This is a genomic window from Staphylococcus sp. GDB20D11A (assembly GCF_016893255.1).
Taxonomy (GTDB): Bacteria; Bacillota; Bacilli; order Staphylococcales; family Staphylococcaceae; genus Staphylococcus; species Staphylococcus aureus.
Map to the genome: position 1 here is coordinate 43,353 of NZ_JAFEPJ010000003.1, position 21,401 is coordinate 64,753.

Below are 21,401 nucleotides of genomic sequence, written 5' to 3' on the forward strand. Positions count from 1 at the left end.
GTCTACCATAATTTATAATCTAACATAACAGCAAATTACAAATAGCTAGAACACAAATAAATCCCCTCACTACCGTTAATAGTGAAGGGATTTATTTTATTACTTAGACGTATGCTCTATGACAGACATGTTTAACCGTATTAATCAATCGTTTATCATTGCTAAATTTCCAAATCGAACATTATGAAGTCAATGCTTCAATTTTTATAATCCATCATTACATTTCCGCATTCATTATTCAGCTTCTCTAATTTCGTCTGCAATATCTTTATAGTCAATATTTGCATTTATGAAATCTTCATCTTGAATTGGAAAATGCTGTTCAAATGTTTCTATATTTTGGATTTCTACCTTAACATCTTTTACTTCAAAATCTAAGACATGTCCGCCAAAGTTACGATCATCATTTGCAAAGTGTACATGGAATCCTGCTGACCCGATACCATGGAATAGTTCTGGTGTAAAGAAACCAACGACTGCGCCTTTGACGTACGTTTCAGTTTGTTCAGGTTGTCTTCTAGCTGAATCAATTAAACGTGTATAAGGTGGCTCTTGTGCCGGCATCAAACGTACATGCATTTTTTTAAATAAGCCTGAAATTTTTACTGCAGAAAATAAATTTTCACTCAACATCTTTTCCTTAATTTCTGCAAAAACTGCTTCAGAAGATTTATCTTTCGTTTCATAGCTTGTATCTGCTACGAATTTAGTTACAGTTGCATATGGTGTTAACTCATCACCTTTTAATTCCACAAATTCTTTATGTTCATTTGCATGATAGGCTTTTCCATCTAAAAAGATGACCTCACCATTTGAACCTGTTAGTGTAGCGATACCTAAATCACCATGTTGCAATAATTCATTTATTGATGCAGTTCCTTTTAATAAACCTGCCATTAATGTGCCTAATGTACCATGTTGATATAAAACACTAGCCATAAAATTTCCCACTCCTCATTAACATTTATCTTTGTTTTAGTTAAATACGTCAGGTAACATATTTGTTGAAAGTTTGATATTATCTTTATAATTTACAGGTATATCAATTAATACTGGACCATCTGTTTCATAGCCCTCTTTAATTGCCGCTTCTAATTCTGCTTGATTAGTAACTCGTAAACCTTTTGCGCCAAATGATTCAGCATATTTTACGAAATCTACAGGACCGAAGTCGACACCTGATGAACGTTTATATTTCATTTCTTCTTGGAATTCAACCATGTTATATTTTCCATCGTTCCAAATAAGTTGAATAATGTTTAGATTTTTACGTACGGCCGTTTCTAAATCTTGTGATGAAAATAAAAAGCCTCCATCGCCAGCAACGGATACAACTTGCGTATTAGGGCGTACAAGCGCAGCTGAAATTGCCCACGGTAATGCTACACCAAGCGTTTGCATACCGTTACTAAATAATAAATGTCTTGGATTGTAACTTCTGAAATTACGTGCCATCCAAATATAGTGACTACCAACATCAACTGTCACTGTTGTTTCATCAGTTAATACCTTTTGCATAGATTCTATAATTTCAACTGGGTGTAAGATGCCTTCTTCATGCGTCTCTTTAATACCAGTTTCTTGATCAATATGCGCTCTTAACTGTTCTAATTCATCTAAATGTTGTTGATTTATAAATGGTTCATCTACTTTGTCAGAAATCATTTCAATCGTTTTAGCAATATTACCAATCAACTCTTTTTTCGGTTGCATATAATTAGTAATTTCAGCTTGAACTTCGTCAATATTGATTATTTGCGTATCTAATTCTTTATTCCAGTTACTAGCCTCATATTCTATAGGATCATAACCGATTGTAACAACTAAATCACTTTTACGTAATAATTCATCACCAACTTGATTACGGAATAAACCCACTCGCCCAAAGAAATGATTTTCTAATTCACGACTAATCACACCAGCACCTTGAAATGTTTCTACAACGGGTAAATTGGTACGCTCTACTAATTTGCGAATAGCATTCGTTTCGTCTGCACTTGAACTTCTCATTCCAGCTAGTAAAACCGGAAATGATGCATTTTTAATCGCTTCAATGACATCATTAATATCCTGTTCACTTGGTACTCCTAAATTTGGTTTTTGACAAAGTGATATCGCCTTAGATTCAACTGGTGAAGAAATCACATCTTGCGGAATACTAATAAAACTTGCGCCATTTTTTCCTGAAGTAGCAATTCGAATTGCATTTGTCATAACTTCTGATAATGATTCAGGATCTTGTACTTCTTCACTATATTTTGATGAATATTTTAATAAAGCAGCATTATCAATACTTTGATGCGTTAATCGTAATAAATCATTACGTTTCACTTGGCCGCCTAACGCTAAGACAGGATCCCCTTCAGATGTAGCTGTTAATAGTCCAGTCGTTAAATTACTTACACCAGGGCCACTTGTAACAAGTACTACACCCGGTTTGCCTGTTAATCTTCCAATACCTTGCGCCATCATTGCGGCGTTTTGTTCATGACGAGTGACAATAAGTTCAGGACCATCATCAATTAAAGCATTAAATAGATAGTCAATCTTTGCACCCGGAATACCAAAAACATATTCTACCCCATTATTTTTCAAAGTATCAATAACCATATCGGCTGCAGTGTACTTTTTATCAGTCATTTATATTCATTTCCCTTCAAATGTGATGTGTAGATGTGTATTACATGTAATTGCATTGTGATTTGTAATCTAATGATAGTTATGTAAAATTAATGATGTTTATCAAAACTTTACATATATAATTAGATTTGTAATACATAAAAATTGCCTTCAGTACATTATATATCCTTTGTAAGATGAATAAAAATCGTTATTTGTAATACTAAGTATTCCAAAAATGCATGAGTAGATTTTGTGCAGTGTGATTATGAAGAATGTCGGATTGATTAATGAGGATGATTGTTACTATGTCTTTGAGTTTGGTATTTAGTCGATGGCGGGCTGAAAATGCTGTTTTATGTCGGTTTGAAAATGCTGTTTTTGGCGATTTAAAATTGTCATTTCGATAAAAAGCCACAGCAAGACTTAGATCTAACTGTGACTTATACATTTCATACTTATATTTATCGATAGTTTTTATAGTTATAAATGATAGATGCAGTTCCTAAACAAATTAAGAAGATAATCATTAAGTATATAGAAAAGTTATCTGTTTTAATATAAAACCTAAAAAGTAGAAACACCAGCATCGCAACAATAAAATAAACAGGAATAAAAGCTTTCTTCCAAAATATAGAATCTTTCAATTAAGTCACTCCTTATTTTGATAACACTCTTTAATTAAGGCTCTTGAGTTATCGTCCGGTCGTTCTTTCCCTTGAATATCTATGATTAGAACACTATCGTGCGTTTATCGTCCAGCCTCCGCAAGCTAAATGACAATTTAATAATGTACACTTTTGATTGTGTAAGCATGTACAAATTATACGTGTAAATCAATAATTCATAGTTGAATTTATTCTATTCCTGAGACATTAAATAAAGGAAAATTCATTATACTCTACACAATCCATATTCCCCACACAAACGTAAAAAAACACCTCGACATAACATCGAGGTGTTTTGTATATTTCGTCCGACAATTAACGTTTTGAGAATTGAGGTGAACGACGAGCTGCTTTAAGACCTGGTTTTTTACGTTCTTTCATACGTGGGTCACGAGTAAGTAATCCAGCGCGTTTTAAAGAACCTCTGTATTCAGGATCTGCTTCTAATAATGCACGAGCGATTCCGTGACGGATAGCTTGAGCTTGTCCAGTGAAACCACCACCATGTACGTTAACTAAAACATCATAGTTACCTTTAGTTTCAGTTACATCAAATGGTTGGTTTAAGTCTAAAATTAATGATTCGAATGGTAAGTATTCGCGTACGTCACGGTTATTAACTGTGATGTTACCTTCACCTGGTACTAAACGTACACGTGCTACTGAGTTTTTACGACGGCCTGTGCCTCTATATTCAACTTGTGCCAAAGTCATTTCCTCCTTCTAATTAACCACGTAATTCGTAGTTTTCTGGTTGTTGTGCAGCGTGTGGATGTTCAGCGCCACCATATACAAATAATTTTTTACCTTGTTTTTCGCCTAAACGAGTGCTTGGTAACATACCTTTAATTGAGTTTTCAATTAAACGTTCTGGGTTAGTTCTTCTTAATTCACCAGCAGTGATTGATTTGATACCACCTGGGTGATTTGAGTGACGGTAGTAAACTTTGTCAGTTTCTTTGTTACCCGTAAATTCGATTTTTGATGCATTAATAACGATTACATAATCACCAGTATCAACGTGTGGTGTGTAAGTTACTTTATTTTTACCGCGTAAGATAGATGCTACTTCTGATGATAAACGACCTAATGTTTGGCCTTCAGCATCGATAACATACCATTTGCGCTCAATATTTGATTCATTTGCCATAAATGTTTGACGCATAATAATTGTCCTCCTAAAAAATAAATGCTTCTATTCAAGCTATAAACAGTTTCATAACCTAATAGATGATTTCATTTGTTTCATTTTAAAACGTTTCATTTCATTTATTTTGTTAACTGTTGTTCGTTTCTGCTTATATATCTTGTAACACAATAAGTTTCCGGGGCTTATCGTGGGGTGGATATAAAACAATACCGTTAATAATCTTATAATTTCACAAGCTTTTTGTCAATGGCAATCAGTCATTTTGTAATGATTTTTTACGATGTATTTTGATATCGTTACCAAAGTCTTTTAATAACTCATTTTCATCTAAATAAATTTTCTCTAAATATAATCCTTCAGCCGCTGCAGTGAAAGGTACATTCTTACGATTCTTTGATTCAAGAAGTTTTGGTACATCTGATACTTCGTGACGCCCTTTCCCAACTTCTATTAAAAATGCAACTAAGACACGCACCATGTTATATAAAAATCCAGATCCAGTGACTATATAATCAAAGCCATCATCTGTCTTTACAATTTCACTTTGGTATAATGTTCTAACCTTGCTTTCTACTTCAGTTTTTTGCGAACAAAATCCCGTAAAATCATGTGTACCTATGAATTGTTGTGCCGCTCTGTTCATTTTATCTAAATCCAACGTTTCAGGAATAAATGTTTTCAAACCACTTTGAAATGGATTGCGGTGTTGTGCTTGATATACTTTATATCGATAGCGTTTACCGACACAATCGTAACGACAATGAAAATCGTCATCGACTGTAACTACATTATTGACATAAATATCATCAGGTAACGTTCGGTTCATTGCATATTGCCATTGTGACATAGGTATATTCAGCTCTGTGTCGAAATGAAAGTATTGCTGTATCGCATGTACACCTCTATCAGTCCTACTTGAAGGATGGATTCTTACATGTCTTTTATGCATGCGTTGTAATAGCTTTTCAAATTGTTGCTGTACCGTTCGACCATTTTGTTGAATTTGAAAACCTAGAAAATTATTTCCTTGATACGCAATTTCTACTAATATACGCATGAATTTACACTCCTGAATATTTTAATACGAATAAAATAATTGCAATTGGGATAATCATGATTAAAGATAACGTATCTCTCAATTGCCATTTAAGCTGTCTGTAGCTCGTTCTCTTAACATTGGCATCATAACCCCTAACTTCCATTGCGACGGCTAATTCTTCGGCGCGTTGGAAAGCTGAGATGAATAGTGGCACTAGTAATGGAATAAATGATTTAATACGTGTTGCAATGTTCCCTGAACTTATTTCAGAACCACGCGACTTTTGCGCCAAAATGATTTTATCTAACTCATCCATTAACGTCGGGATGAATCTTAACGCAATGGACATTATCATACTTAATTGATGAACTGGTAATTTAAACATCTTTAGTGGTGCAAGTAATCTTTCAAACGCATCTGTTAAATCAATTGGACTTGTAGATAGTGTCATAATTGTTGCTATCATCACAATCCCAATTAAACGCAGTGATATATATAGCCCTTCTAAAATACCATTAGTTTCAATCGTGATACCATGCCACTCAACTAATACATATCCACCTTTAGTTAAAAATATATGCATCATTAATGTGAAGATTAAAAAGAAAAATATTGGCGTTAAACCTTTGATTAGGAACCATAATTGAATTTTTGCTAATCTCATAAAGAATAAGATAAGTGCAAACACCCAAAGATATGTTAATGGTGAATGACAGAAAAATATTAATATAATAAAAAGAAAAACAAACATTAACTTTGCTCTTGGATCAAGATGATGAACAAAAGAATTAATTGGTAAATATCGCCCTATAATCAATTTATTTTTCATGTTGCCACTCCTTATACAAGCTTACAAATGCTTCTTCAGTTAAGGCAATATCTTTTAATTTTGTTTGATATTTTTGTTCAAAGTCATATTGTAACTGAACAATTTCTGGCAAACCAATATGCCAATCCGCCAATTTTTCTTTATCTTTGAAGAGCTCTTTTGGTGATGTTTGCGACACTAAACTACCTTCTTTCATAACGATGACTTCATCTGCATAACGCGCGACTTCATTCATATCATGTGAAATTAGGATAATTGTCTTATTTTCATCTGTTTGTAGTGACTTGAGTAATCGCATTACTTGTCGTTTACTTTGTGGATCAAGTCCTGCTGTAGGTTCATCAACCACGATAATATCAGGATTCATTGCCAATATCGATACAATCGCTATTTTACGCATTTGTCCACCTGACATTTGAAATGGTGATTGTGACATTACATCTCTTGAAAAGCCTAAATCCATCAACAGACGATGGGCATAGTTTTTGGCTTCATCTAAATTCATTTTAAAGTTTTTAGGTCCAAATATCATTTCACGCTCTACTGTGTCCTCAAATAATTGAGATTCGGGAAATTGAAATACCATTCCAATTCTTTTTCTTACAGGTCTAATATATTTATCTTTGGTCTTATGTGTAATAGTAATGTCATCAACTGTAACTGTCCCAGTAGTTGGCTTTAACAGTGCATTAATATTTTGTATCAATGTTGATTTACCACTACCCGTTTGTCCAACGATGGCGTAATATTTACCTTGTTCAAATTCTGTATTAACATCATGAATAGCTTGATGCTGGTATGGTGTCCCTTTTTGATAGGTATAACTTACATTGTCAAAGCGTATAGTCATAGTTGATCCACCAGCCCTTCATAAGTTAAGAATGATGTTTGGTGTCCCAGCATTTGATTTATTTTGATTGGGAATGGCAAATCTAGACCTATTGTTGTTAACTCTTCTGCATGGTCAAAAATTTCAATCGCTGTGCCTTCTTTATAGACAGTCCCTTTATTCATAACGATAACATGATCTGCTTCCATCGCCTCAGATAAATCATGCGTAATAGAAATGATTGTAATATTATGTTCTGATTTAACTTTTCTCACTAAATCCAATAAATTTTGACGTGCATCAGGATCTAACATAGAAGTCGCCTCATCTAATATAATGACAGAGGGGTTAAGTGCTAATACACTTGCTATAGCCACACGCTGCTTCTGTCCCCCAGATAATGCATTAGGTTCATAATCTGCACGTTCTAACATATCAACTTGTTTAAGTGCTTCGCTGACTCTTCTATGCATTTCGTCATGTGGAACCGCATGATTTTCGAGTCCAAATGCCACATCGTATTTTACAATTGAACCAACAAATTGATTATCCGGATTCTGAAATACAATTCCTATGTCTTTTCTTAACTTTTCAAAATTATCATCTGTTATAGCTTGATTATTATAAAAAATTTCTCCAGATTTAACTTTCTCTATGCCAATAATTAGCTTGGCAATTGTAGATTTCCCAGAACCGTTATGACCAACAATAGATGTCCACTGACCTTTAGGTATATTAAAAGAAACATCTTTCAATGTGAAGGATGCATCACTTTGATATTGAAATGAAACATTTTTAAATACAATAACTGAATTCTTATCCTCCACTTGTCTCTCTCCTTTACGATTCGTGTATCTATCATATTTTACAATATTTATAAATCGCTGTATATGACATTGACTGGGTTTGCTATATATTACTAGTATTTTCTGACTCATTTCTAGTCTTTAAAGTGTTGTTTAACAACTAATGATAAGAACATTTATTCCTCTCTAACAATTATGTATAAACGTTAATAAAATAAATGATTTACTAGTATAGGGGTGGCCGCGTTTGATTCAACGATAATACTTTCACTTCATTCAGTTCTAGTGAAATTGATCAAACTAGCTTGATCATATTTTTAGATTCGCACTCAAAAAAGTAGATATAAAGAAATCGGACTTAAAAACATTTCTGTTCATAAGTCCGATATCTTATTCAATAAAAAAGCGCGCACCCCATCATAAGTTTGTTGAGTTCACGCTTTAAATCTTTATTTAGTTGATGGGGTACTCTGAGCTAGACAATATTTGTATGTGGCAAACATTATCGTTGCACTCATTTGCTTTATATAAAAGTAGTTAGTGTATTTATATAAATTCTTATACTAATTCGATAATTACTGATTCAGCACCGTCACCGCGACGAGGGCCTTGTTTAAGGATACGAGTGTAACCACCTTGACGTTCTGTGTAACGCTCTGCGATTTCACCAAATAATTTTTGAAGTGCAGTTTGTGTAGTTTCATCTTCGTTTAAGATTTCAACATTACGTAAAGTTTTAGCTGCATTACGACGAGAAGCTAAATCTCCTTTTTTACCTAAAGTGATTAATTTCTCAACAACACTGCGAACTTCTTTTGCACGAGCTTCTGTAGTTTCAATACGTTCACTAATAATAAGTGATGTAGCTAAGTCACGTAACATAGCTTTACGTTGATCAGAAGTACGACCTAATTTTCTGTAACCCATGAGTTAACCTCCTTTATCAATCTTCTTTTCTTAATCCTAATCCTAAATCTTCTAATTTGTATTTAACTTCTTCTAAAGATTTACGACCTAAATTACGCACTTTCATCATGTCAGCTTCAGATTTGTCAGCTAACTCTTGAACAGAATTGATTCCTGCGCGTTTTAAGCAGTTATATGAACGTACAGATAAGTCTAATTCTTCAATAGACATTTCTAATACTTTTTCTTTTTGATCTTCTTCTTTTTCAATCATGATTTCAGCGTTTTGCGCTTCATCAGTAAGACCAACGAAGATATTCAAGTGTTCAGTCATTATTTTTGCTGCTAATGAAACTGATTCTTGTGGTGTGATTGAACCATTAGTCCAAACATCCAATGTTAATTTATCAAAATCACTGCTTTGACCTACACGTGTATTTTCAACAGTATAGTTCACACGTTCAACAGGTGAATACAATGAATCAACAGGGATTACACCAATTGGTAAATCACTAGTATTATTTTGTTCTGCTAATGCGTAACCTCTACCCTTGTTAGCAACTAGACGAATTTTTAAGTGACCACCTTTAGATACTGTTGCAATTTTAAGCTCTGGGTTTAAAATTTCAACATCACTGTCATGTGTAATGTCGCTTGCTGTTACTTCGCCTTCATCACGTACATCAATTTCTAAAGTTTTATCTTCTTCAGAGTAAATTTTCAATGCTAATTGTTTAATGTTCATAATAATTGTAGAAACATCTTCAACTACATTGTCTACTGCTGAGAATTCATGTAAAACTCCCTCAATTTCAATATACTTAACGGCTGCACCTGGTAATGAAGATAGTAGGATACGACGTAAGGAGTTTCCTAGTGTAGTACCGTAGCCACGTTCTAGTGGTTCAACAACGAACTTACCGAATTTAGCATCTTCACTAATTTCAATTGTCTCAATTCTAGGTTTTTCGATTTCTATCATTTAAATATCCTCCTTATATACGTCGACTTAATTTAAAATGTTTGCTCAGTGACCTGTAACAATACCATCATAAATTATACACGACGACGTTTTGGTGGACGACAACCGTTATGAGGTACTGGAGTAACGTCTCTGATCGCAGTTACTTCTAAACCTGCAGATTGTAATGCACGAATAGCTGATTCACGACCTGGACCAGGTCCTTTAACTGTTACTTCAACTGTTTTTAAACCATGCTCCATAGCTGATTTAGATGCAGTTTCAGAAGCCATTTGTGCTGCAAATGGTGTTGATTTTTTAGATCCTTTGAATCCTAATGCACCAGCTGATGACCATGATAAAGCATTACCGAACTCATCAGTGATAGTTACAATAGTGTTGTTGAATGTTGAACGGATGTGTGCTACACCATTTTCAATATTCTTTTTCACTCTACGTTTACGAGATACTTGTTTACGTGCCATTTAAAATTTGCCTCCTTTACCTATTATTTTTTCTTGTTAGCTACCGTTTTAACTGGTCCTTTACGAGTACGCGCGTTGTTTTTTGTTTTTTGACCACGAACTGGTAAACCACGACGGTGACGGATACCACGGTATGATGAAATTTCCATTAAACGTTTGATATTTAAGTTAGTTTCACGACGTAAGTCACCTTCGACTTTATAACCGTCTACAACTTCACGGATGCGACCTAATTCGTCATCAGTTAAATCTTTCACACGAGTATCAGCTGATACGTTAGCTTCTTCAAGAATTTTTTGAGCAGTTGACGTACCGATACCGTATATATAAGTTAATGAGATAACTACGCGTTTTTCACGTGGAATATCTACTCCTGCAATACGTGCCATATTAATTTACACCTCTCTTTTATTAACCTTGTCTTTGTTTGTGTTTTGGATTTTCACAAATTACCATTACTTTACCTTTACGTTTAATGACTTTACATTTTTCGCAAATAGGTTTTACTGATGGTCTTACTTTCATTTTTATACCTCCCTATATTATGGAGTGACGATTATTTATAACGATAAGTAATTCTTCCGCGTGTTAAATCGTACGGAGACATCTCAACAGTTACTTTGTCGCCAGGTAGAATACGAATGTAATTCATTCTGATTTTACCACTTACGTGAGCTAAAATCTCATGACCATTTTCTAATTCTACTTTAAACATTGCGTTCGGTAAAGTATCTAATACAGTACCTTCTAATTCAATTACATCTTGTTTAGCCATTGATTAACTTCCCCCTTTTTGCAATAGTAAGGTAATCGTCAATAGACAACTTTATTGTTACGAATCTATCAGTGATTAATTTTATAAGTTAAACAAAAATTACGGGAATTAATTATCGTTAATTGCCACTCTCATCTATCTAATATGATTAAATCATGCCTCACTTAAAATAGACCGCTAAAAGTTGATCTATTACAAATGATCTAAAATATCAATGACATCTTTGGTAACGTCGCTAATATCTTTTGAACCATCAATATTTTTCAATACACCTTTTTGATCATAGAAATCTAAAATAGGTTTAGATTGTTTAATATTAACACTCAAACGATTAGCTACCGTTTCAGGATTATCATCTTCTCGTTGATACAATTTACCACCATCGATATCACAAATACCTTCGACCTTCGGAGGATTAAATACAAGATGATACGTTGTACCACATGACTCACAGATTCGACGACCTGTAAGACGGTTCATTAATTCTTCTTCCGGAACTTCGATATTGATGACAGCATCAATGTTTCTGTCAAGCTCAGACATAATATTATTTAATGCCTCAGCTTGCTCGATTGTTCTTGGGAAGCCATCTAATAAAAAGCCTTTTTTTGCATCGTCTTCAGAAATTCTTTCCTTAACGATACCTACAGTCACTTCATCAGGAACTAATTCGCCACGGTCCATATAAGACTTAGCTTCTTTACCTAATTCAGTTTCTTCTTTTATAGCTTTTCTGAACATGTCACCAGTTGAAATGTGGGGTATTGGGAATTTCTTGACAATTTCACTTGCTTGAGTTCCTTTACCTGCGCCAGGTAAACCCATCAAAATGATATTCATAAGTGCCCTCCTAAAATTATCTACCACCAAAGCCTTTATATTCTTTTTGAGATACTTGAGCTTCTAAAGATTTCATTGTTTCAATCGCTACACCAATAACGATAAGTAAACTTGTACCACCAATCTGAATTGATTGTGGTAATCCCATAAACTTAGTTGCTAATATCGGTAGAATTGAAATAACGGCTAAGAAGATAGAACCTACAAAAGTTAAACGATATAAAACTTTAGTAATATATTTTTTGGTTTGTTCACCAGGTCTAATACCTGGAACATAGCTACCTTGTTTCTTAAGGTTATCAGCCATTTTTTCCGGATTAACTTGTACAAATGCATAGAAGTATGTGAATAGTATAATTAGTACAATATATACAACCATACCAACATTACTTGAAGGATTTGCAGCATTCGCAATGTTTTGTGCCCATTCTTTATCTGGATAGAACAACGTTAATGTTCTAGGCAGTAAGAAGAACGCCATTGCAAAGATTACAGGAATAACACCGGCTGAGTTCACTTTTAAAGGTAGATAAGTTGCCTGTGAACCTAATCTTTGAGCAGTTTGTTTCTTAGCATATTGAATCGGAATTTTACGAACGGCTTCAAGTACATAAATAGCACCTACAGTTAATAGTATCAGTGACACTAAAAGTCCTAATACTTTCAACCATGCTAATGATGTATCTTCTTGCCCAACGAACGCAGTTTGTCCAAATTGAATTAGACTGGCTGGCAACGTTGATAAAATACCCGCAAATATGATAATAGAAATACCATTACCAACACCGAACTGAGTGATTTGATCACCAAGCCATATTAAGAAAGCAGTTCCTGCTGTCAAAACTAGTGCTATTAATAAATAACTCATAATTGACTGATTGATAATCAGCGCACCTTTGAGATAATTATTAAATTGGAATGCCATACCTATAGATTGGATAAATGCTAAAGAAATTGCTAAATAACGAGTAACGTTATTTAACTTTCTTCTACCTACTTCACCTTGTTTTGCCCATTCTGAGAATTTAGGGACAATATCCATTTGTAATAATTGCATTACGATTGATGCAGTGATGTAGGGTACAATACCCATTGCAAAAATAGAAAATCGTTTCAAGGCTCCGCCACCAAAAGTATTTAATAACTCAGTGGCACCTTGAGAACCTTGGGGATTATCAAAAGCTGCAGGATTAACTCCTGGAGCTGGTATATAAGTCCCTATTTTAAAAATTACTAACATTGCTAGTGTGAAGAAAATCTTGTTACGAACCTCTTTTGTTCTAAAGAAGTTCACAAGGGTTTGAATCATTAGATCACCTCGTGTGCTCCACCTTTAGCATCAATAGCTTCTGCTGCTGAAGCTGAGAATTTATGAGCTTTCACTGTCAATTTCTTATCAAGTGAACCATTACCTAGTATTTTGATACCAGATTTTTCATTCTTAACAACACCAGATTCTACTAATAAAGCTGGAGTTACTTCAGTACCATCTTCAAATTTATTAAGTTGGTCTAAGTTAACAATAGCATATTCTTTACGATTTATGTTAGTAAAACCACGTTTTGGTAAACGACGGAATAATGGTAATTGACCACCTTCGAATCCTGGTCTTACACCACCGCCTGAACGAGCTTTTTGACCTTTGTGTCCGCGACCACTTGTTTTACCGTTACCTGTCGCAACACCACGTCCAACACGATTGCGTTCTTTACGTGAACCTTCTGCCGGTTTTAACTCATGTAATTTCATTTCGGCACCTCCTTGATTATTTTTCTTCTACTGTTACTAAGTGCTTAACTTTGTTGATTTGCCCACGAATAGCAGGGTTATCTTCAACAACTACTGAACTGTTAGTCTTTTTAAGACCTAAAGCTTCAACAGTTTTACGTTGTGTTTCAGGACGACCAATAACACTACGAGTGAGGGTAATTTGTAATTTAGCCATAACTAGTTTTCCCTCCTTAATTGTATAATTCTTCTACTGTTTTGCCACGTAATTTCGCAACATCTTCAGCATTTTTAAGGTTTTGTAAACCATCGATTGTAGCACGAACCATGTTGATTGGTGTGTTTGATCCTAATGATTTACTTAAGATATCAGTGATACCTGCTAATTCAAGTACGGCACGAACAGGACCACCAGCGATAACTCCTGTACCAGGTGCAGCCGGTTTCATAAATACGCTTCCTGAACCGTAACGGCCAGTAATTGTGTGTGGAGTTGTACCTTCAACACGTGGAACAACTACTAAATCTTTTTTAGCTGCTTCAACAGCTTTTTTGATTGCTTCTGGTACCTCTTGAGCTTTACCAGTACCGAAACCTACACGACCATTTTTGTCTCCAACTACAACTAATGCAGTGAAACGGAAACGACGACCACCTTTTACAACTTTTGCTACACGGTTGATTGTAACAACGCGTTCTTCAAATTCTTTCGTCTCTTCTTCTCTACGAGCCATGTATTTGTCCCTCCTTTAAATTAAAATTCTAATCCGCTTTCTCTTGCTGCTTCAGCTAATGCTTTAACACGTCCGTGATATAAATATCCTCCACGGTCAAATACGATTTCTTTAATGCCTTTGTCAGCAGCTTTTTTAGCAATTGCTTCACCGACTTTAGTTGCTAATTCAACTTTAGTTGCTGTAGTAGCAATGTCGCTGTCTTTTGAAGAAGCTTGAGCTAATGTTACGCCTTTATTATCATCAATAATTTGAGCGTAGATATGCTTGTTTGAACGATATACGTTTAAACGTGGCTTTTCAGCTGTACCTGATAAGTTAGTACGAACACGAGCATGTCTTTTTAAACGCACTTTATTTTTATCAATTTTACTGATCATTTCAATACTCCTTTCTTTAGAGTTTATCTATTATTTACCAGTTTTACCTTCTTTACGGCGAACGTATTCACCTTGGTAACGAATACCTTTACCTTTGTAAGGCTCTGGAGGTCTTACTGAACGGATGTTAGATGCTAATGCTCCAACTTGTTCTTTTGAAATACCTTCAACTTTAACGACTGTGTTTTTCTCAACTGAGAAAGTAATGTTTTCTTCAGCTTTAATTTCTACTGGGTGAGAATAACCAACGTTAAGGATTAAGTCTTTACCTTGCATTTGAGCACGGTAACCTACACCAACAAGTTCAAGTACTTTTACGTATCCTTGAGAAACACCTTGTACCATATTGTTTAATAAAGCACGAGTTGTACCATGGTTTGTTCTATCTTCTTTAGAATCAGATGGTCTTACAACTTCAATTGTGTTTTCTTCTTGTTTGAATGTCATTCTTTCATTTAAAGTTCTTGATAATTCACCTTTAGGACCTTTAACAGTTACATGATTTCCATCAAAAGTTACTGTTACGTCACTAGGGATGTCAATAATTTTCTTACCAACACGACTCATGTTATGGCACCTCCTTATTTTTTATTACCAAACGTATGCGATAATTTCTCCGCCAACATTACGTTTTCTTGCTTCTTTGTCAGTGATTACACCTTCAGAAGTTGATACTAATGCAATACCTAAACCATTTAATACTTTAGGCATTTCGCTAGCTTTTGCATAAACACGTAAACCTGGTTTTGAAATACGTTTTAATCCTGTGATAACACGCTCATCGTTTTGACCATATTTTAAGAATAAACGAAGTACACCTTGTTTATCATCTTCTACGTATTCAACATTTTTAATGAAACCTTCACTCTTTAAGATTTCAGCAATTTCTTTTTTAATATTTGATGCAGGTAATTCTAACTTCTCGTGACGCACCATGTTTGCGTTTCTTACACGAGTAAGCATATCTGCGATTGGATCTGTCATTGTCATTGATTGTTGCCTCCTTTCAGACTCTTTTTTATTACCAGCTAGCTTTACGAACGCCAGGGATTTGGCCTTTGTAAGCTAATTCACGGAAACAAATACGGCATAATTTAAATTTACGATATACAGAATGTGGACGGCCACAACGTTCACAACGAGTGTATTCACGAACTGCATATTTTTGTTTTTTTTGTTGCTTAGCAACCATTGAAGTTTTAGCCACTTAATTAGCCTCCTTTAAATAATTATTTACGGAATGGCATACCGAAGTTAGCTAACAATTCACGAGCTTCTTCATCAGTGTTAGCAGTCGTTACGATAACAATATCCATTCCTCTAACTTTACTTACTTTATCATAGTCGATTTCTGGGAAAATTAATTGTTCTTTAACACCTAAAGTGTAGTTACCGCGTCCGTCAAATGCTTTTTTAGAAACACCTTGGAAGTCACGTACACGTGGTAATGATACTGAAATTAATTTGTCTAAGAATTCATACATTCTTTCACCGCGAAGTGTTACTTTCGCACCGATTGGCATACCTTCACGTAAACGGAAAGTCGCGATTGATTTTTTAGCTTTAGTTACTAATGGTTTTTGACCAGTGATCAATTCTAATTCTTCAACAGCATTGTCTAATACTTTAGAATTTTGTACTGCGTCACCTACACCCATGTTCACAACGATTTTATCTATTTTTGGTACTTCCATTACTGAACTATAATTGAATTTTTTCATTAAGTTTTCAGTAACTTCAGTGTTAAACTTTTCTTTTAAACGGTTCAAAGTGGGATCCTCCTTTCAACTTGTTATTAATTATTAGATTTAATTTCTTCGCCAGATTTTTTAGCGATACGAACTTTTTTACCATCAACAAATTTGTAACCTACACGAGTTGGTTCGTTTGTTTTAGGGTCCAATAATTGTACATTAGAAACATGGATTGCTGCCTCTGTTTCTAAGATTCCACCTTCAGGATTTAATTGAGTTGGTTTTTGGTGTTTTTTCATAATGTTAACACCTTCCACAACGACACGGTCTTTTTTAGGTAGAGTAGCGATTACTTTACCTTCTTTACCTTTGTCTTTACCTGCGATAACTTTAACGTTGTCACCTTTTTTGATATGCATGTGGGCACCTCCTTATTTGTATTGGTTGTTATTAATTAAAGTACTTCTGGTGCTAATGATACGATTTTCATGAAGTTACCTTCACGTAATTCACGAGCAACAGGTCCGAAGATACGAGTACCACGTGGGCCTTTGTCATCACGGATGATAACACATGCATTTTCATCAAATTTGATATATGAACCGTCATTACGACGAACACCTGACTTAGTACGTACGATTACAGCTTTGACAACGTCACCTTTTTTAACAACGCCACCTGGTGTTGCATTTTTAACAGTACATACGATAACATCGCCGATGTTAGCTGTTTTACGACCAGATCCACCTAATACTTTGATTGTAAGAACTTCACGAGCACCAGAGTTGTCTGCTACTTTCAAGCGTGTTTCTTGTTGGATCATTAGTTAAACCTCCCTTATCTCTAAACTTGTATTAAATAATTACTGACTCTTCAACAATCTCTACTAAACGAAAACGTTTTGTTGCTGATAAAGGACGAGTTTCTTGAATTTTAACAATGTCTCCTAATTTAGCTGAATTGTTTTCATCATGAGTTTTGTATTTTTTAGAGTATTTTACTCGTTTACCGTATAATTTGTGTGTTTTGTAAGTTTCAACAAGTACTGTAATAGTCTTGTCCATTTTGTCTGAAACAACTTTACCTACATAAACTTTACGATCGTTTCTTTCGCTCACTTTTGTAACCTCCTCTTACTTAATTATTGATTAGCCTTACTTTGTTCAATTTCTCTTTCACGAGCAACAGTTTTTAGACGTGCAATCGTTTTTCTTACTGTACGAATACGTGCAGTTTCTTCTAATTGACCTGTAGCTAACTGAAAGCGTAGGTTAAAAAGCTCTTCTTTTGAAGATTTGATTTGTTCTTCGATTTCTGAAGTGGTTAAGTCTCTAATTTCCTTAGCTTTCATTTGTTTCACCACCCAATTCCTCACGTTTTACAAACTTAGTTTTTACTGGAAGTTTGTGACTTGCTAAACGTAGTGCTTCACGCGCAACTTCTTCAGAAACGCCAGCAACTTCGAATAAAATTCTACCTGGTTTAACAACTGCGATCCAGCCTTCAACCGCACCTTTACCAGCACCCATACGTACTTCTAAAGGTTTTTTAGTATATGGTGTATGTGGGAAGATTTTAATCCAAACTTTCCCGCCACGTTTCATGTAACGTGTCATTGCTATACGAGCAGATTCGATTTGACGAGATGTGATCCAAGACGTTGTTGTAGCTTGTAAACCAAACTCACCAAATGTTACGTAGTTACCGCCTTTAGAACGACCAGTTGTTTTAGGACGATGTTGACGACGATATTTTACACGTTTTGGTAGTAACATTATTATTTTCCTCCTCCACTAGTGTTCTTAGTAGGAAGAACTTCTCCACGATAGATCCATACTTTAACGCCTAATTTACCGTAAGTAGTGTCAGCTTCAGCGTGTGCATAATCGATGTCAGCACGTAACGTATGAAGTGGAACAGTTCCTTCTGAATATTGTTCAGCACGAGCGATGTCAGCTCCGCCTAAACGACCAGATACTTGAGTTTTGATACCTTTAGCACCAAGTTTCATAGCTCTAGTGATTGCTTGTTTTTGTACACGACGGAATGAAGCACGGTTTTCTAATTGACGTGCGATGTTTTCAGCTACTAAACGAGCGTCAAGATCAACTTTTTTGATTTCAATTACGTTGATGTGTACTTTTTTATCAGTTAACGCATTTAATTTGTTGCGTAATTTTTCGATTTCTGAACCGCCTTTACCAATTACCATACCAGGCTTACCAGTATGAATTGCAATGTTGATACGGTTTGCAGCACGTTCAATCTCTACGTGAGAAACTGATGCTTCTTTTAATTCATTATCAATAAATTTACGGATTTTTAAATCTTCGTGTAAAAGTGAAGCGAAGTCTTTTTCAGCATACCATTTAGCTTCCCAATCACGGATAATACCAACACGAAGTCCGATTGGATTAATTTTTTGACCCACAGTATTCCCTCCTTAAAAGTTAATTAAGCTTCTTTAGCTTCTTCTTTACCGTCACTTACGACGATTGTAATGTGGCTTGTACGTTTGTTAATCGCACTTGCACGACCTTGCGCACGTGGACGGAAACGTTTTAATGTTGGTCCTTCGTTAGCATATGCTTCTTTAACTACTAATTCATCTGTGTTCATGTCATAGTTATGTTCAGCATTAGCTAAAGCGGACATTAATACTTTTTCAATTACTGGTGATGAAGCTTTGTTTGTTAATTTTAAAATTGCAATAGCTTCAGCAGCATTTTTACCTCTGATTAAGTCAAGAACTAGTCTTACTTTACGAGGTGCGATTCTTATTGTTCTAGCAACCGCTTTTGCTTCCATTAGGATGTCCTCCTCTACTTAATAGATATTATCTTCTTGTTTTCTTGTCGTCTGCAACGTGTCCTTTGAATGTACGAGTAGGAGCAAACTCACCTAATTTATGACCTACCATATCTTCAGTTACATATACAGGTACGTGTTTACGTCCGTCGTATACTGCAAAAGTATGTCCGATGAAATTAGGGAAAATTGTAGAACGACGTGACCATGTTTTGATTACTTGTTTCTTTTCGCTTCCTTCTTGAGCTTCAACTTTTTTCATTAAATGCTCATCGACGAAAGGTCCTTTTTTAATACTACGAGCCATTTGGGCGCCTCCCTTCTTATTATGTGCGTGCAGCTTTAAGCCGCACACCCAAATAAGTTGATTATATTATTTTTTCTTACGTCCACGAACGATAAGTTTGTCTGATGATTTTTTACCACGACGAGTTTTCTTACCAAGCGTAGGTTTACCCCATGGTGACATTGGAGATGGTCTACCGATAGGAGCACGACCTTCACCACCACCGTGTGGGTGATCGTTAGGGTTCATTACAGAACCACGAACTGTTGGACGGATACCTTTCCATCTTGAACGTCCGGCTTTACCAACGTTAACTAATTCGTGTTGTAGGTTACCAACTTGACCGATTGTAGCACGGCAAGTAGATAAGATCATACGAACTTCACCAGATCTTAATCTGATTAATACGTATTTACCTTCTTTACCAAGTACTTGAGCACTTGCACCAGCTGAACGAGCGATTTGTCCACCTTTACCAGGTTTAAGCTCGATGTTGTGTACTACTGTACCAACTGGAATGTTTTGTAATGGTAATGCGTTACCAACTTTGATGTCAGCTTCAGCACCACTTTCAACGATTTGACCTACTTCTAATCCTTTAGGAGCAATGATATATCGTTTTTCACCGTCTGCATATACAACTAAAGCGATGTTTGCTGAACGGTTTGGATCATATTGAATAGAATCAACTTTTGCATTGATACCATCTTTGTTACGTTTGAAATCGATAACACGGTATTGACGTTTGTGTCCACCACCATGGTGTCTTACAGTCAATTTACCTTGGTTGTTACGTCCCGCTTTTTTCGGTAGCGGTTTTAATAATGACTTTTCAGGTGTAGTTTTCGTGATTTCTGCGAAATCTAACGAAGTCATATTACGACGACCATTTGTTATTGGCTTATACTTTTTAATAGCCATTGTCGCTTACCTCCTTAATGGTAATTGGTTTATTAGTTAAATAAGTCGATTGATCCTTCTTTAAGAGTTACAATCGCTTTTCTTCTTTTGTTTGTATAGCCTTGGTAACGGCCCATACGTTTTTTCTTAGGTTTGTAATTCATGATATTAACACTTGCAACTTTTACGTTGAAGATTTCTTCAACTGCCATTTTCACTTGTGTTTTATTAACACGAGTATCAACGTCGAAAGTGTATTTGTCTTCAGCCATTGCTTCAGAAGATTTCTCAGTGATTACGGGGCGCTTAAGAATATCTCTTGCTTCCATTATCCGAGCACCTCCTCAACTTTTTTAGCAGCAGCTTCAGTAATTACTAAGCTGTCAGCATTAGTGATATCTAAAACATTTAAACCTTGAGCAGTTGTCACTTGAACGCCAGGGATGTTGCGTGCTGATAATTCAACATTTACATCTTCGTTTTCAGTAACTACTAATACTTTTTTAGGTTGTTCTAATGTAGATAATACATTTTTGAATTCTTTAGTTTTTGGAGCTTCGAAGTTGAATGCGTCAACTACAGTTAAGCCATTCTCTTGAGCTTTGAAAGATAATGCTGAGCGTAAAGCTAAACGACGCATTTTCTTAGGCATTTTGTATGCATAACTTCTTGGAGTTGGTCCGAATACGATACCACCGCCACGCCATTGTGGAGCACGGATTGTACCTTGACGAGCACGACCTGTTCCTTTTTGCTTCCATGGTTTACGTCCGCCACCGCTTACTGCTGAACGATTCTTAACAGCATGCGTACCTTGACGTAATGAAGCACGTTGTAAATTAATAGCTTCGAATAAAACGCTATTATTTGGCTCAATACCGAATACTGCATCGCTTAATTCGATTGAACCTGATTTAGTTCCGTCTAATTTTAAAACATCATAATTAGCCATTATGCATTTCCT

Annotated in this window: 36 protein-coding genes; all 36 read right to left on the minus strand. The window is 35.3% G+C overall.

The annotated features are described in order from the left end of the window. Window positions 1-234: 234 nt before the first annotated feature. The 36 genes from budA to rplD all read right to left on the minus strand — a co-directional run bounded on the left by budA (window position 235) and on the right by rplD (window position 21,389). On the minus strand, window positions 235-939 hold the full coding sequence (gene budA / locus JV528_RS02350) for an acetolactate decarboxylase (RefSeq protein ID WP_065315840.1): 705 nt from the start codon (window positions 937-939) through the stop codon (window positions 235-237). Between the two features lie 36 nt (window positions 940-975). Next, window positions 976-2,640 carry an acetolactate synthase AlsS gene (gene alsS, locus JV528_RS02355; RefSeq protein WP_204177244.1) on the minus strand — a complete coding sequence of 555 codons (1,665 nt, stop codon included), beginning with the start codon at window positions 2,638-2,640 and terminating at the stop codon, window positions 976-978. Between the two features lie 443 nt (window positions 2,641-3,083). Beyond that, window positions 3,084-3,266 (minus strand): hypothetical protein, encoded by a 183-nt coding sequence (locus tag JV528_RS02360; protein WP_031927603.1) that lies wholly within the window; start codon window positions 3,264-3,266, stop codon window positions 3,084-3,086. A gap of 336 nt (window positions 3,267-3,602) precedes the next feature. Beyond that, a complete protein-coding gene (gene rpsI, locus JV528_RS02365; protein WP_001790547.1) occupies window positions 3,603-3,995 on the minus strand; it encodes a 30S ribosomal protein S9 in 393 nt (130 codons plus the stop codon). 19 nt (window positions 3,996-4,014) lie between these two features. Then, a complete protein-coding gene (gene rplM / locus JV528_RS02370) occupies window positions 4,015-4,452 on the minus strand; it encodes a 50S ribosomal protein L13 (RefSeq protein WP_001250038.1) in 438 nt (145 codons plus the stop codon). Window positions 4,453-4,690: 238 nt separating this feature from the next. Then, entirely contained in the window at window positions 4,691-5,494 is an 804-nt protein-coding gene (truA, locus tag JV528_RS02375; protein WP_001221861.1) for a tRNA pseudouridine(38-40) synthase TruA, read from the minus strand. Between the two features lie 4 nt (window positions 5,495-5,498). Next, entirely contained in the window at window positions 5,499-6,305 is an 807-nt protein-coding gene (locus JV528_RS02380; RefSeq protein WP_000791617.1) for an energy-coupling factor transporter transmembrane component T family protein, read from the minus strand. Next, window positions 6,295-7,155 carry an energy-coupling factor transporter ATPase gene (locus tag JV528_RS02385; RefSeq protein ID WP_000155391.1) on the minus strand — a complete coding sequence of 287 codons (861 nt, stop codon included), beginning with the start codon at window positions 7,153-7,155 and terminating at the stop codon, window positions 6,295-6,297. Before JV528_RS02385 ends, JV528_RS02380 begins: the two co-directional genes overlap by 11 nt. Further along, a complete protein-coding gene (locus JV528_RS02390; RefSeq protein WP_065315838.1) occupies window positions 7,152-7,961 on the minus strand; it encodes an energy-coupling factor transporter ATPase in 810 nt (269 codons plus the stop codon). The genes JV528_RS02385 and JV528_RS02390 overlap by 4 nt, the downstream gene beginning before the upstream one ends. A 537-nt stretch (window positions 7,962-8,498) precedes the next feature. After that, window positions 8,499-8,867 carry a 50S ribosomal protein L17 gene (rplQ, locus tag JV528_RS02395; RefSeq protein ID WP_000542274.1) on the minus strand — a complete coding sequence of 123 codons (369 nt, stop codon included), beginning with the start codon at window positions 8,865-8,867 and terminating at the stop codon, window positions 8,499-8,501. Between the two features lie 16 nt (window positions 8,868-8,883). After that, window positions 8,884-9,828, minus strand: coding sequence for a DNA-directed RNA polymerase subunit alpha (locus JV528_RS02400; RefSeq protein WP_000569649.1), 945 nt, complete (start codon window positions 9,826-9,828; stop codon window positions 8,884-8,886). 74 nt (window positions 9,829-9,902) lie between these two features. Continuing rightward, a complete protein-coding gene (rpsK, locus tag JV528_RS02405; protein WP_000101625.1) occupies window positions 9,903-10,292 on the minus strand; it encodes a 30S ribosomal protein S11 in 390 nt (129 codons plus the stop codon). Window positions 10,293-10,315: 23 nt separating this feature from the next. After that, window positions 10,316-10,681 (minus strand): 30S ribosomal protein S13, encoded by a 366-nt coding sequence (gene rpsM, locus JV528_RS02410; protein ID WP_000090796.1) that lies wholly within the window; start codon window positions 10,679-10,681, stop codon window positions 10,316-10,318. A 22-nt stretch (window positions 10,682-10,703) separates the two neighbouring features. Continuing rightward, window positions 10,704-10,817 (minus strand): 50S ribosomal protein L36, encoded by a 114-nt coding sequence (rpmJ, locus tag JV528_RS02415; protein ID WP_000868342.1) that lies wholly within the window; start codon window positions 10,815-10,817, stop codon window positions 10,704-10,706. 31 nt (window positions 10,818-10,848) lie between these two features. Further along, on the minus strand, window positions 10,849-11,067 hold the full coding sequence (gene infA / locus JV528_RS02420; protein ID WP_001118443.1) for a translation initiation factor IF-1: 219 nt from the start codon (window positions 11,065-11,067) through the stop codon (window positions 10,849-10,851). Between the two features lie 192 nt (window positions 11,068-11,259). Continuing rightward, a complete protein-coding gene (locus tag JV528_RS02425) occupies window positions 11,260-11,907 on the minus strand; it encodes an adenylate kinase (RefSeq protein ID WP_001021468.1) in 648 nt (215 codons plus the stop codon). Window positions 11,908-11,923: 16 nt separating this feature from the next. Continuing rightward, entirely contained in the window at window positions 11,924-13,216 is a 1,293-nt protein-coding gene (gene secY / locus JV528_RS02430; RefSeq protein ID WP_000616784.1) for a preprotein translocase subunit SecY, read from the minus strand. Then, window positions 13,216-13,656: a 50S ribosomal protein L15 gene (rplO, locus tag JV528_RS02435; RefSeq protein WP_000766074.1), complete on the minus strand. Its 441-nt coding sequence runs from the start codon at window positions 13,654-13,656 to the stop codon at window positions 13,216-13,218. Before rplO ends, secY begins: the two co-directional genes overlap by 1 nt. A 16-nt stretch (window positions 13,657-13,672) precedes the next feature. Next, window positions 13,673-13,852, minus strand: coding sequence for a 50S ribosomal protein L30 (gene rpmD / locus JV528_RS02440; RefSeq protein ID WP_001096577.1), 180 nt, complete (start codon window positions 13,850-13,852; stop codon window positions 13,673-13,675). Between the two features lie 16 nt (window positions 13,853-13,868). Then, window positions 13,869-14,369 carry a 30S ribosomal protein S5 gene (rpsE, locus tag JV528_RS02445; protein ID WP_000113851.1) on the minus strand — a complete coding sequence of 167 codons (501 nt, stop codon included), beginning with the start codon at window positions 14,367-14,369 and terminating at the stop codon, window positions 13,869-13,871. Between the two features lie 20 nt (window positions 14,370-14,389). Further along, window positions 14,390-14,749 carry a 50S ribosomal protein L18 gene (rplR, locus tag JV528_RS02450; protein WP_000623881.1) on the minus strand — a complete coding sequence of 120 codons (360 nt, stop codon included), beginning with the start codon at window positions 14,747-14,749 and terminating at the stop codon, window positions 14,390-14,392. A gap of 30 nt (window positions 14,750-14,779) precedes the next feature. Next, on the minus strand, window positions 14,780-15,316 hold the full coding sequence (gene rplF / locus JV528_RS02455) for a 50S ribosomal protein L6 (protein WP_000091975.1): 537 nt from the start codon (window positions 15,314-15,316) through the stop codon (window positions 14,780-14,782). Between the two features lie 24 nt (window positions 15,317-15,340). After that, window positions 15,341-15,739, minus strand: coding sequence for a 30S ribosomal protein S8 (gene rpsH, locus JV528_RS02460; protein ID WP_000178881.1), 399 nt, complete (start codon window positions 15,737-15,739; stop codon window positions 15,341-15,343). Window positions 15,740-15,770: 31 nt separating this feature from the next. Next, window positions 15,771-15,956: a type Z 30S ribosomal protein S14 gene (locus tag JV528_RS02465; RefSeq protein ID WP_001140799.1), complete on the minus strand. Its 186-nt coding sequence runs from the start codon at window positions 15,954-15,956 to the stop codon at window positions 15,771-15,773. 22 nt (window positions 15,957-15,978) lie between these two features. Beyond that, on the minus strand, window positions 15,979-16,518 hold the full coding sequence (gene rplE, locus JV528_RS02470; RefSeq protein WP_001080824.1) for a 50S ribosomal protein L5: 540 nt from the start codon (window positions 16,516-16,518) through the stop codon (window positions 15,979-15,981). 26 nt (window positions 16,519-16,544) lie between these two features. Then, window positions 16,545-16,862 carry a 50S ribosomal protein L24 gene (rplX, locus tag JV528_RS02475; RefSeq protein ID WP_000547687.1) on the minus strand — a complete coding sequence of 106 codons (318 nt, stop codon included), beginning with the start codon at window positions 16,860-16,862 and terminating at the stop codon, window positions 16,545-16,547. Window positions 16,863-16,897: 35 nt separating this feature from the next. Continuing rightward, window positions 16,898-17,266: a 50S ribosomal protein L14 gene (rplN, locus tag JV528_RS02480; protein WP_000615921.1), complete on the minus strand. Its 369-nt coding sequence runs from the start codon at window positions 17,264-17,266 to the stop codon at window positions 16,898-16,900. 31 nt (window positions 17,267-17,297) lie between these two features. Further along, on the minus strand, window positions 17,298-17,561 hold the full coding sequence (rpsQ, locus tag JV528_RS02485; protein ID WP_000004086.1) for a 30S ribosomal protein S17: 264 nt from the start codon (window positions 17,559-17,561) through the stop codon (window positions 17,298-17,300). Window positions 17,562-17,584: 23 nt separating this feature from the next. Continuing rightward, window positions 17,585-17,794, minus strand: coding sequence for a 50S ribosomal protein L29 (gene rpmC, locus JV528_RS02490; RefSeq protein ID WP_000644737.1), 210 nt, complete (start codon window positions 17,792-17,794; stop codon window positions 17,585-17,587). Then, complete coding sequence (rplP, locus tag JV528_RS02495) at window positions 17,784-18,218, minus strand: 50S ribosomal protein L16 (RefSeq protein WP_000926310.1); 435 nt, start codon at window positions 18,216-18,218, stop codon at window positions 17,784-17,786. The genes rpmC and rplP overlap by 11 nt, the downstream gene beginning before the upstream one ends. Before the next feature lie 2 nt (window positions 18,219-18,220). After that, window positions 18,221-18,874 carry a 30S ribosomal protein S3 gene (gene rpsC, locus JV528_RS02500; protein WP_000529877.1) on the minus strand — a complete coding sequence of 218 codons (654 nt, stop codon included), beginning with the start codon at window positions 18,872-18,874 and terminating at the stop codon, window positions 18,221-18,223. A gap of 23 nt (window positions 18,875-18,897) precedes the next feature. Next, a complete protein-coding gene (gene rplV / locus JV528_RS02505) occupies window positions 18,898-19,251 on the minus strand; it encodes a 50S ribosomal protein L22 (protein WP_000387527.1) in 354 nt (117 codons plus the stop codon). Between the two features lie 28 nt (window positions 19,252-19,279). Beyond that, window positions 19,280-19,558: a 30S ribosomal protein S19 gene (gene rpsS / locus JV528_RS02510; protein WP_000124353.1), complete on the minus strand. Its 279-nt coding sequence runs from the start codon at window positions 19,556-19,558 to the stop codon at window positions 19,280-19,282. A 66-nt stretch (window positions 19,559-19,624) separates the two neighbouring features. Then, the gene (gene rplB, locus JV528_RS02515; protein WP_000985472.1) at window positions 19,625-20,458 is read right to left on the minus strand and encodes a 50S ribosomal protein L2; all 834 of its coding nucleotides are present in this window, start codon (window positions 20,456-20,458) and stop codon (window positions 19,625-19,627) included. Window positions 20,459-20,490: 32 nt separating this feature from the next. After that, window positions 20,491-20,766, minus strand: coding sequence for a 50S ribosomal protein L23 (gene rplW, locus JV528_RS02520; RefSeq protein ID WP_000388082.1), 276 nt, complete (start codon window positions 20,764-20,766; stop codon window positions 20,491-20,493). After that, window positions 20,766-21,389, minus strand: coding sequence for a 50S ribosomal protein L4 (gene rplD / locus JV528_RS02525; RefSeq protein WP_000024827.1), 624 nt, complete (start codon window positions 21,387-21,389; stop codon window positions 20,766-20,768). The genes rplW and rplD overlap by 1 nt, the downstream gene beginning before the upstream one ends. Between the last annotated feature and the right edge of the window lie 12 nt (window positions 21,390-21,401).

Excerpts from the sequence above, each read along its gene's own strand:
- budA (WP_065315840.1), bottom strand. The coding sequence starts at position 939 with ATGGCTAGTGTTTTATATCAACATGGTACATTAGGCACATTAATGGCA.
- alsS (WP_204177244.1), bottom strand. The coding sequence starts at position 2,640 with ATGACTGATAAAAAGTACACTGCAGCCGATATGGTTATTGATACTTTG.
- rplM (WP_001250038.1), bottom strand. The coding sequence starts at position 4,452 with ATGCGTCAAACATTTATGGCAAATGAATCAAATATTGAGCGCAAATGG.
- truA (WP_001221861.1), bottom strand. The coding sequence starts at position 5,494 with ATGCGTATATTAGTAGAAATTGCGTATCAAGGAAATAATTTTCTAGGT.
- JV528_RS02380 (WP_000791617.1), bottom strand. The coding sequence starts at position 6,305 with ATGAAAAATAAATTGATTATAGGGCGATATTTACCAATTAATTCTTTT.
- JV528_RS02385 (WP_000155391.1), bottom strand. The coding sequence starts at position 7,155 with ATGACTATACGCTTTGACAATGTAAGTTATACCTATCAAAAAGGGACA.
- rplQ (WP_000542274.1), bottom strand. The coding sequence starts at position 8,867 with ATGGGTTACAGAAAATTAGGTCGTACTTCTGATCAACGTAAAGCTATG.
- JV528_RS02400 (WP_000569649.1), bottom strand. The coding sequence starts at position 9,828 with ATGATAGAAATCGAAAAACCTAGAATTGAGACAATTGAAATTAGTGAA.
- rpsK (WP_000101625.1), bottom strand. The coding sequence starts at position 10,292 with ATGGCACGTAAACAAGTATCTCGTAAACGTAGAGTGAAAAAGAATATT.
- rpsM (WP_000090796.1), bottom strand. The coding sequence starts at position 10,681 with ATGGCACGTATTGCAGGAGTAGATATTCCACGTGAAAAACGCGTAGTT.
- rpmJ (WP_000868342.1), bottom strand. The coding sequence starts at position 10,817 with ATGAAAGTAAGACCATCAGTAAAACCTATTTGCGAAAAATGTAAAGTC.
- infA (WP_001118443.1), bottom strand. The coding sequence starts at position 11,067 with ATGGCTAAACAAGATGTAATTGAATTAGAAGGTACTGTATTAGATACT.
- JV528_RS02425 (WP_001021468.1), bottom strand. The coding sequence starts at position 11,907 with ATGAATATCATTTTGATGGGTTTACCTGGCGCAGGTAAAGGAACTCAA.
- secY (WP_000616784.1), bottom strand. The coding sequence starts at position 13,216 with ATGATTCAAACCCTTGTGAACTTCTTTAGAACAAAAGAGGTTCGTAAC.
- rplO (WP_000766074.1), bottom strand. The coding sequence starts at position 13,656 with ATGAAATTACATGAGTTAAAACCGGCAGAAGGTTCACGTAAAGAACGC.
- rpmD (WP_001096577.1), bottom strand. The coding sequence starts at position 13,852 with ATGGCTAAATTACAAATTACCCTCACTCGTAGTGTTATTGGTCGTCCT.
- rpsE (WP_000113851.1), bottom strand. The coding sequence starts at position 14,369 with ATGGCTCGTAGAGAAGAAGAGACGAAAGAATTTGAAGAACGCGTTGTT.
- rplR (WP_000623881.1), bottom strand. The coding sequence starts at position 14,749 with ATGATCAGTAAAATTGATAAAAATAAAGTGCGTTTAAAAAGACATGCT.
- rplF (WP_000091975.1), bottom strand. The coding sequence starts at position 15,316 with ATGAGTCGTGTTGGTAAGAAAATTATTGACATCCCTAGTGACGTAACA.
- rpsH (WP_000178881.1), bottom strand. The coding sequence starts at position 15,739 with ATGACAATGACAGATCCAATCGCAGATATGCTTACTCGTGTAAGAAAC.
- rplX (WP_000547687.1), bottom strand. The coding sequence starts at position 16,862 with ATGCATATCAAAAAAGGTGACAACGTTAAAGTTATCGCAGGTAAAGAC.
- rplN (WP_000615921.1), bottom strand. The coding sequence starts at position 17,266 with ATGATCCAACAAGAAACACGCTTGAAAGTAGCAGACAACTCTGGTGCT.
- rpmC (WP_000644737.1), bottom strand. The coding sequence starts at position 17,794 with ATGAAAGCTAAGGAAATTAGAGACTTAACCACTTCAGAAATCGAAGAA.
- rplP (WP_000926310.1), bottom strand. The coding sequence starts at position 18,218 with ATGTTACTACCAAAACGTGTAAAATATCGTCGTCAACATCGTCCTAAA.
- rplV (WP_000387527.1), bottom strand. The coding sequence starts at position 19,251 with ATGGAAGCAAAAGCGGTTGCTAGAACAATAAGAATCGCACCTCGTAAA.
- rpsS (WP_000124353.1), bottom strand. The coding sequence starts at position 19,558 with ATGGCTCGTAGTATTAAAAAAGGACCTTTCGTCGATGAGCATTTAATG.
- rplB (WP_000985472.1), bottom strand. The coding sequence starts at position 20,458 with ATGGCTATTAAAAAGTATAAGCCAATAACAAATGGTCGTCGTAATATG.
- rplW (WP_000388082.1), bottom strand. The coding sequence starts at position 20,766 with ATGGAAGCAAGAGATATTCTTAAGCGCCCCGTAATCACTGAGAAATCT.
- rplD (WP_000024827.1), bottom strand. The coding sequence starts at position 21,389 with ATGGCTAATTATGATGTTTTAAAATTAGACGGAACTAAATCAGGTTCA.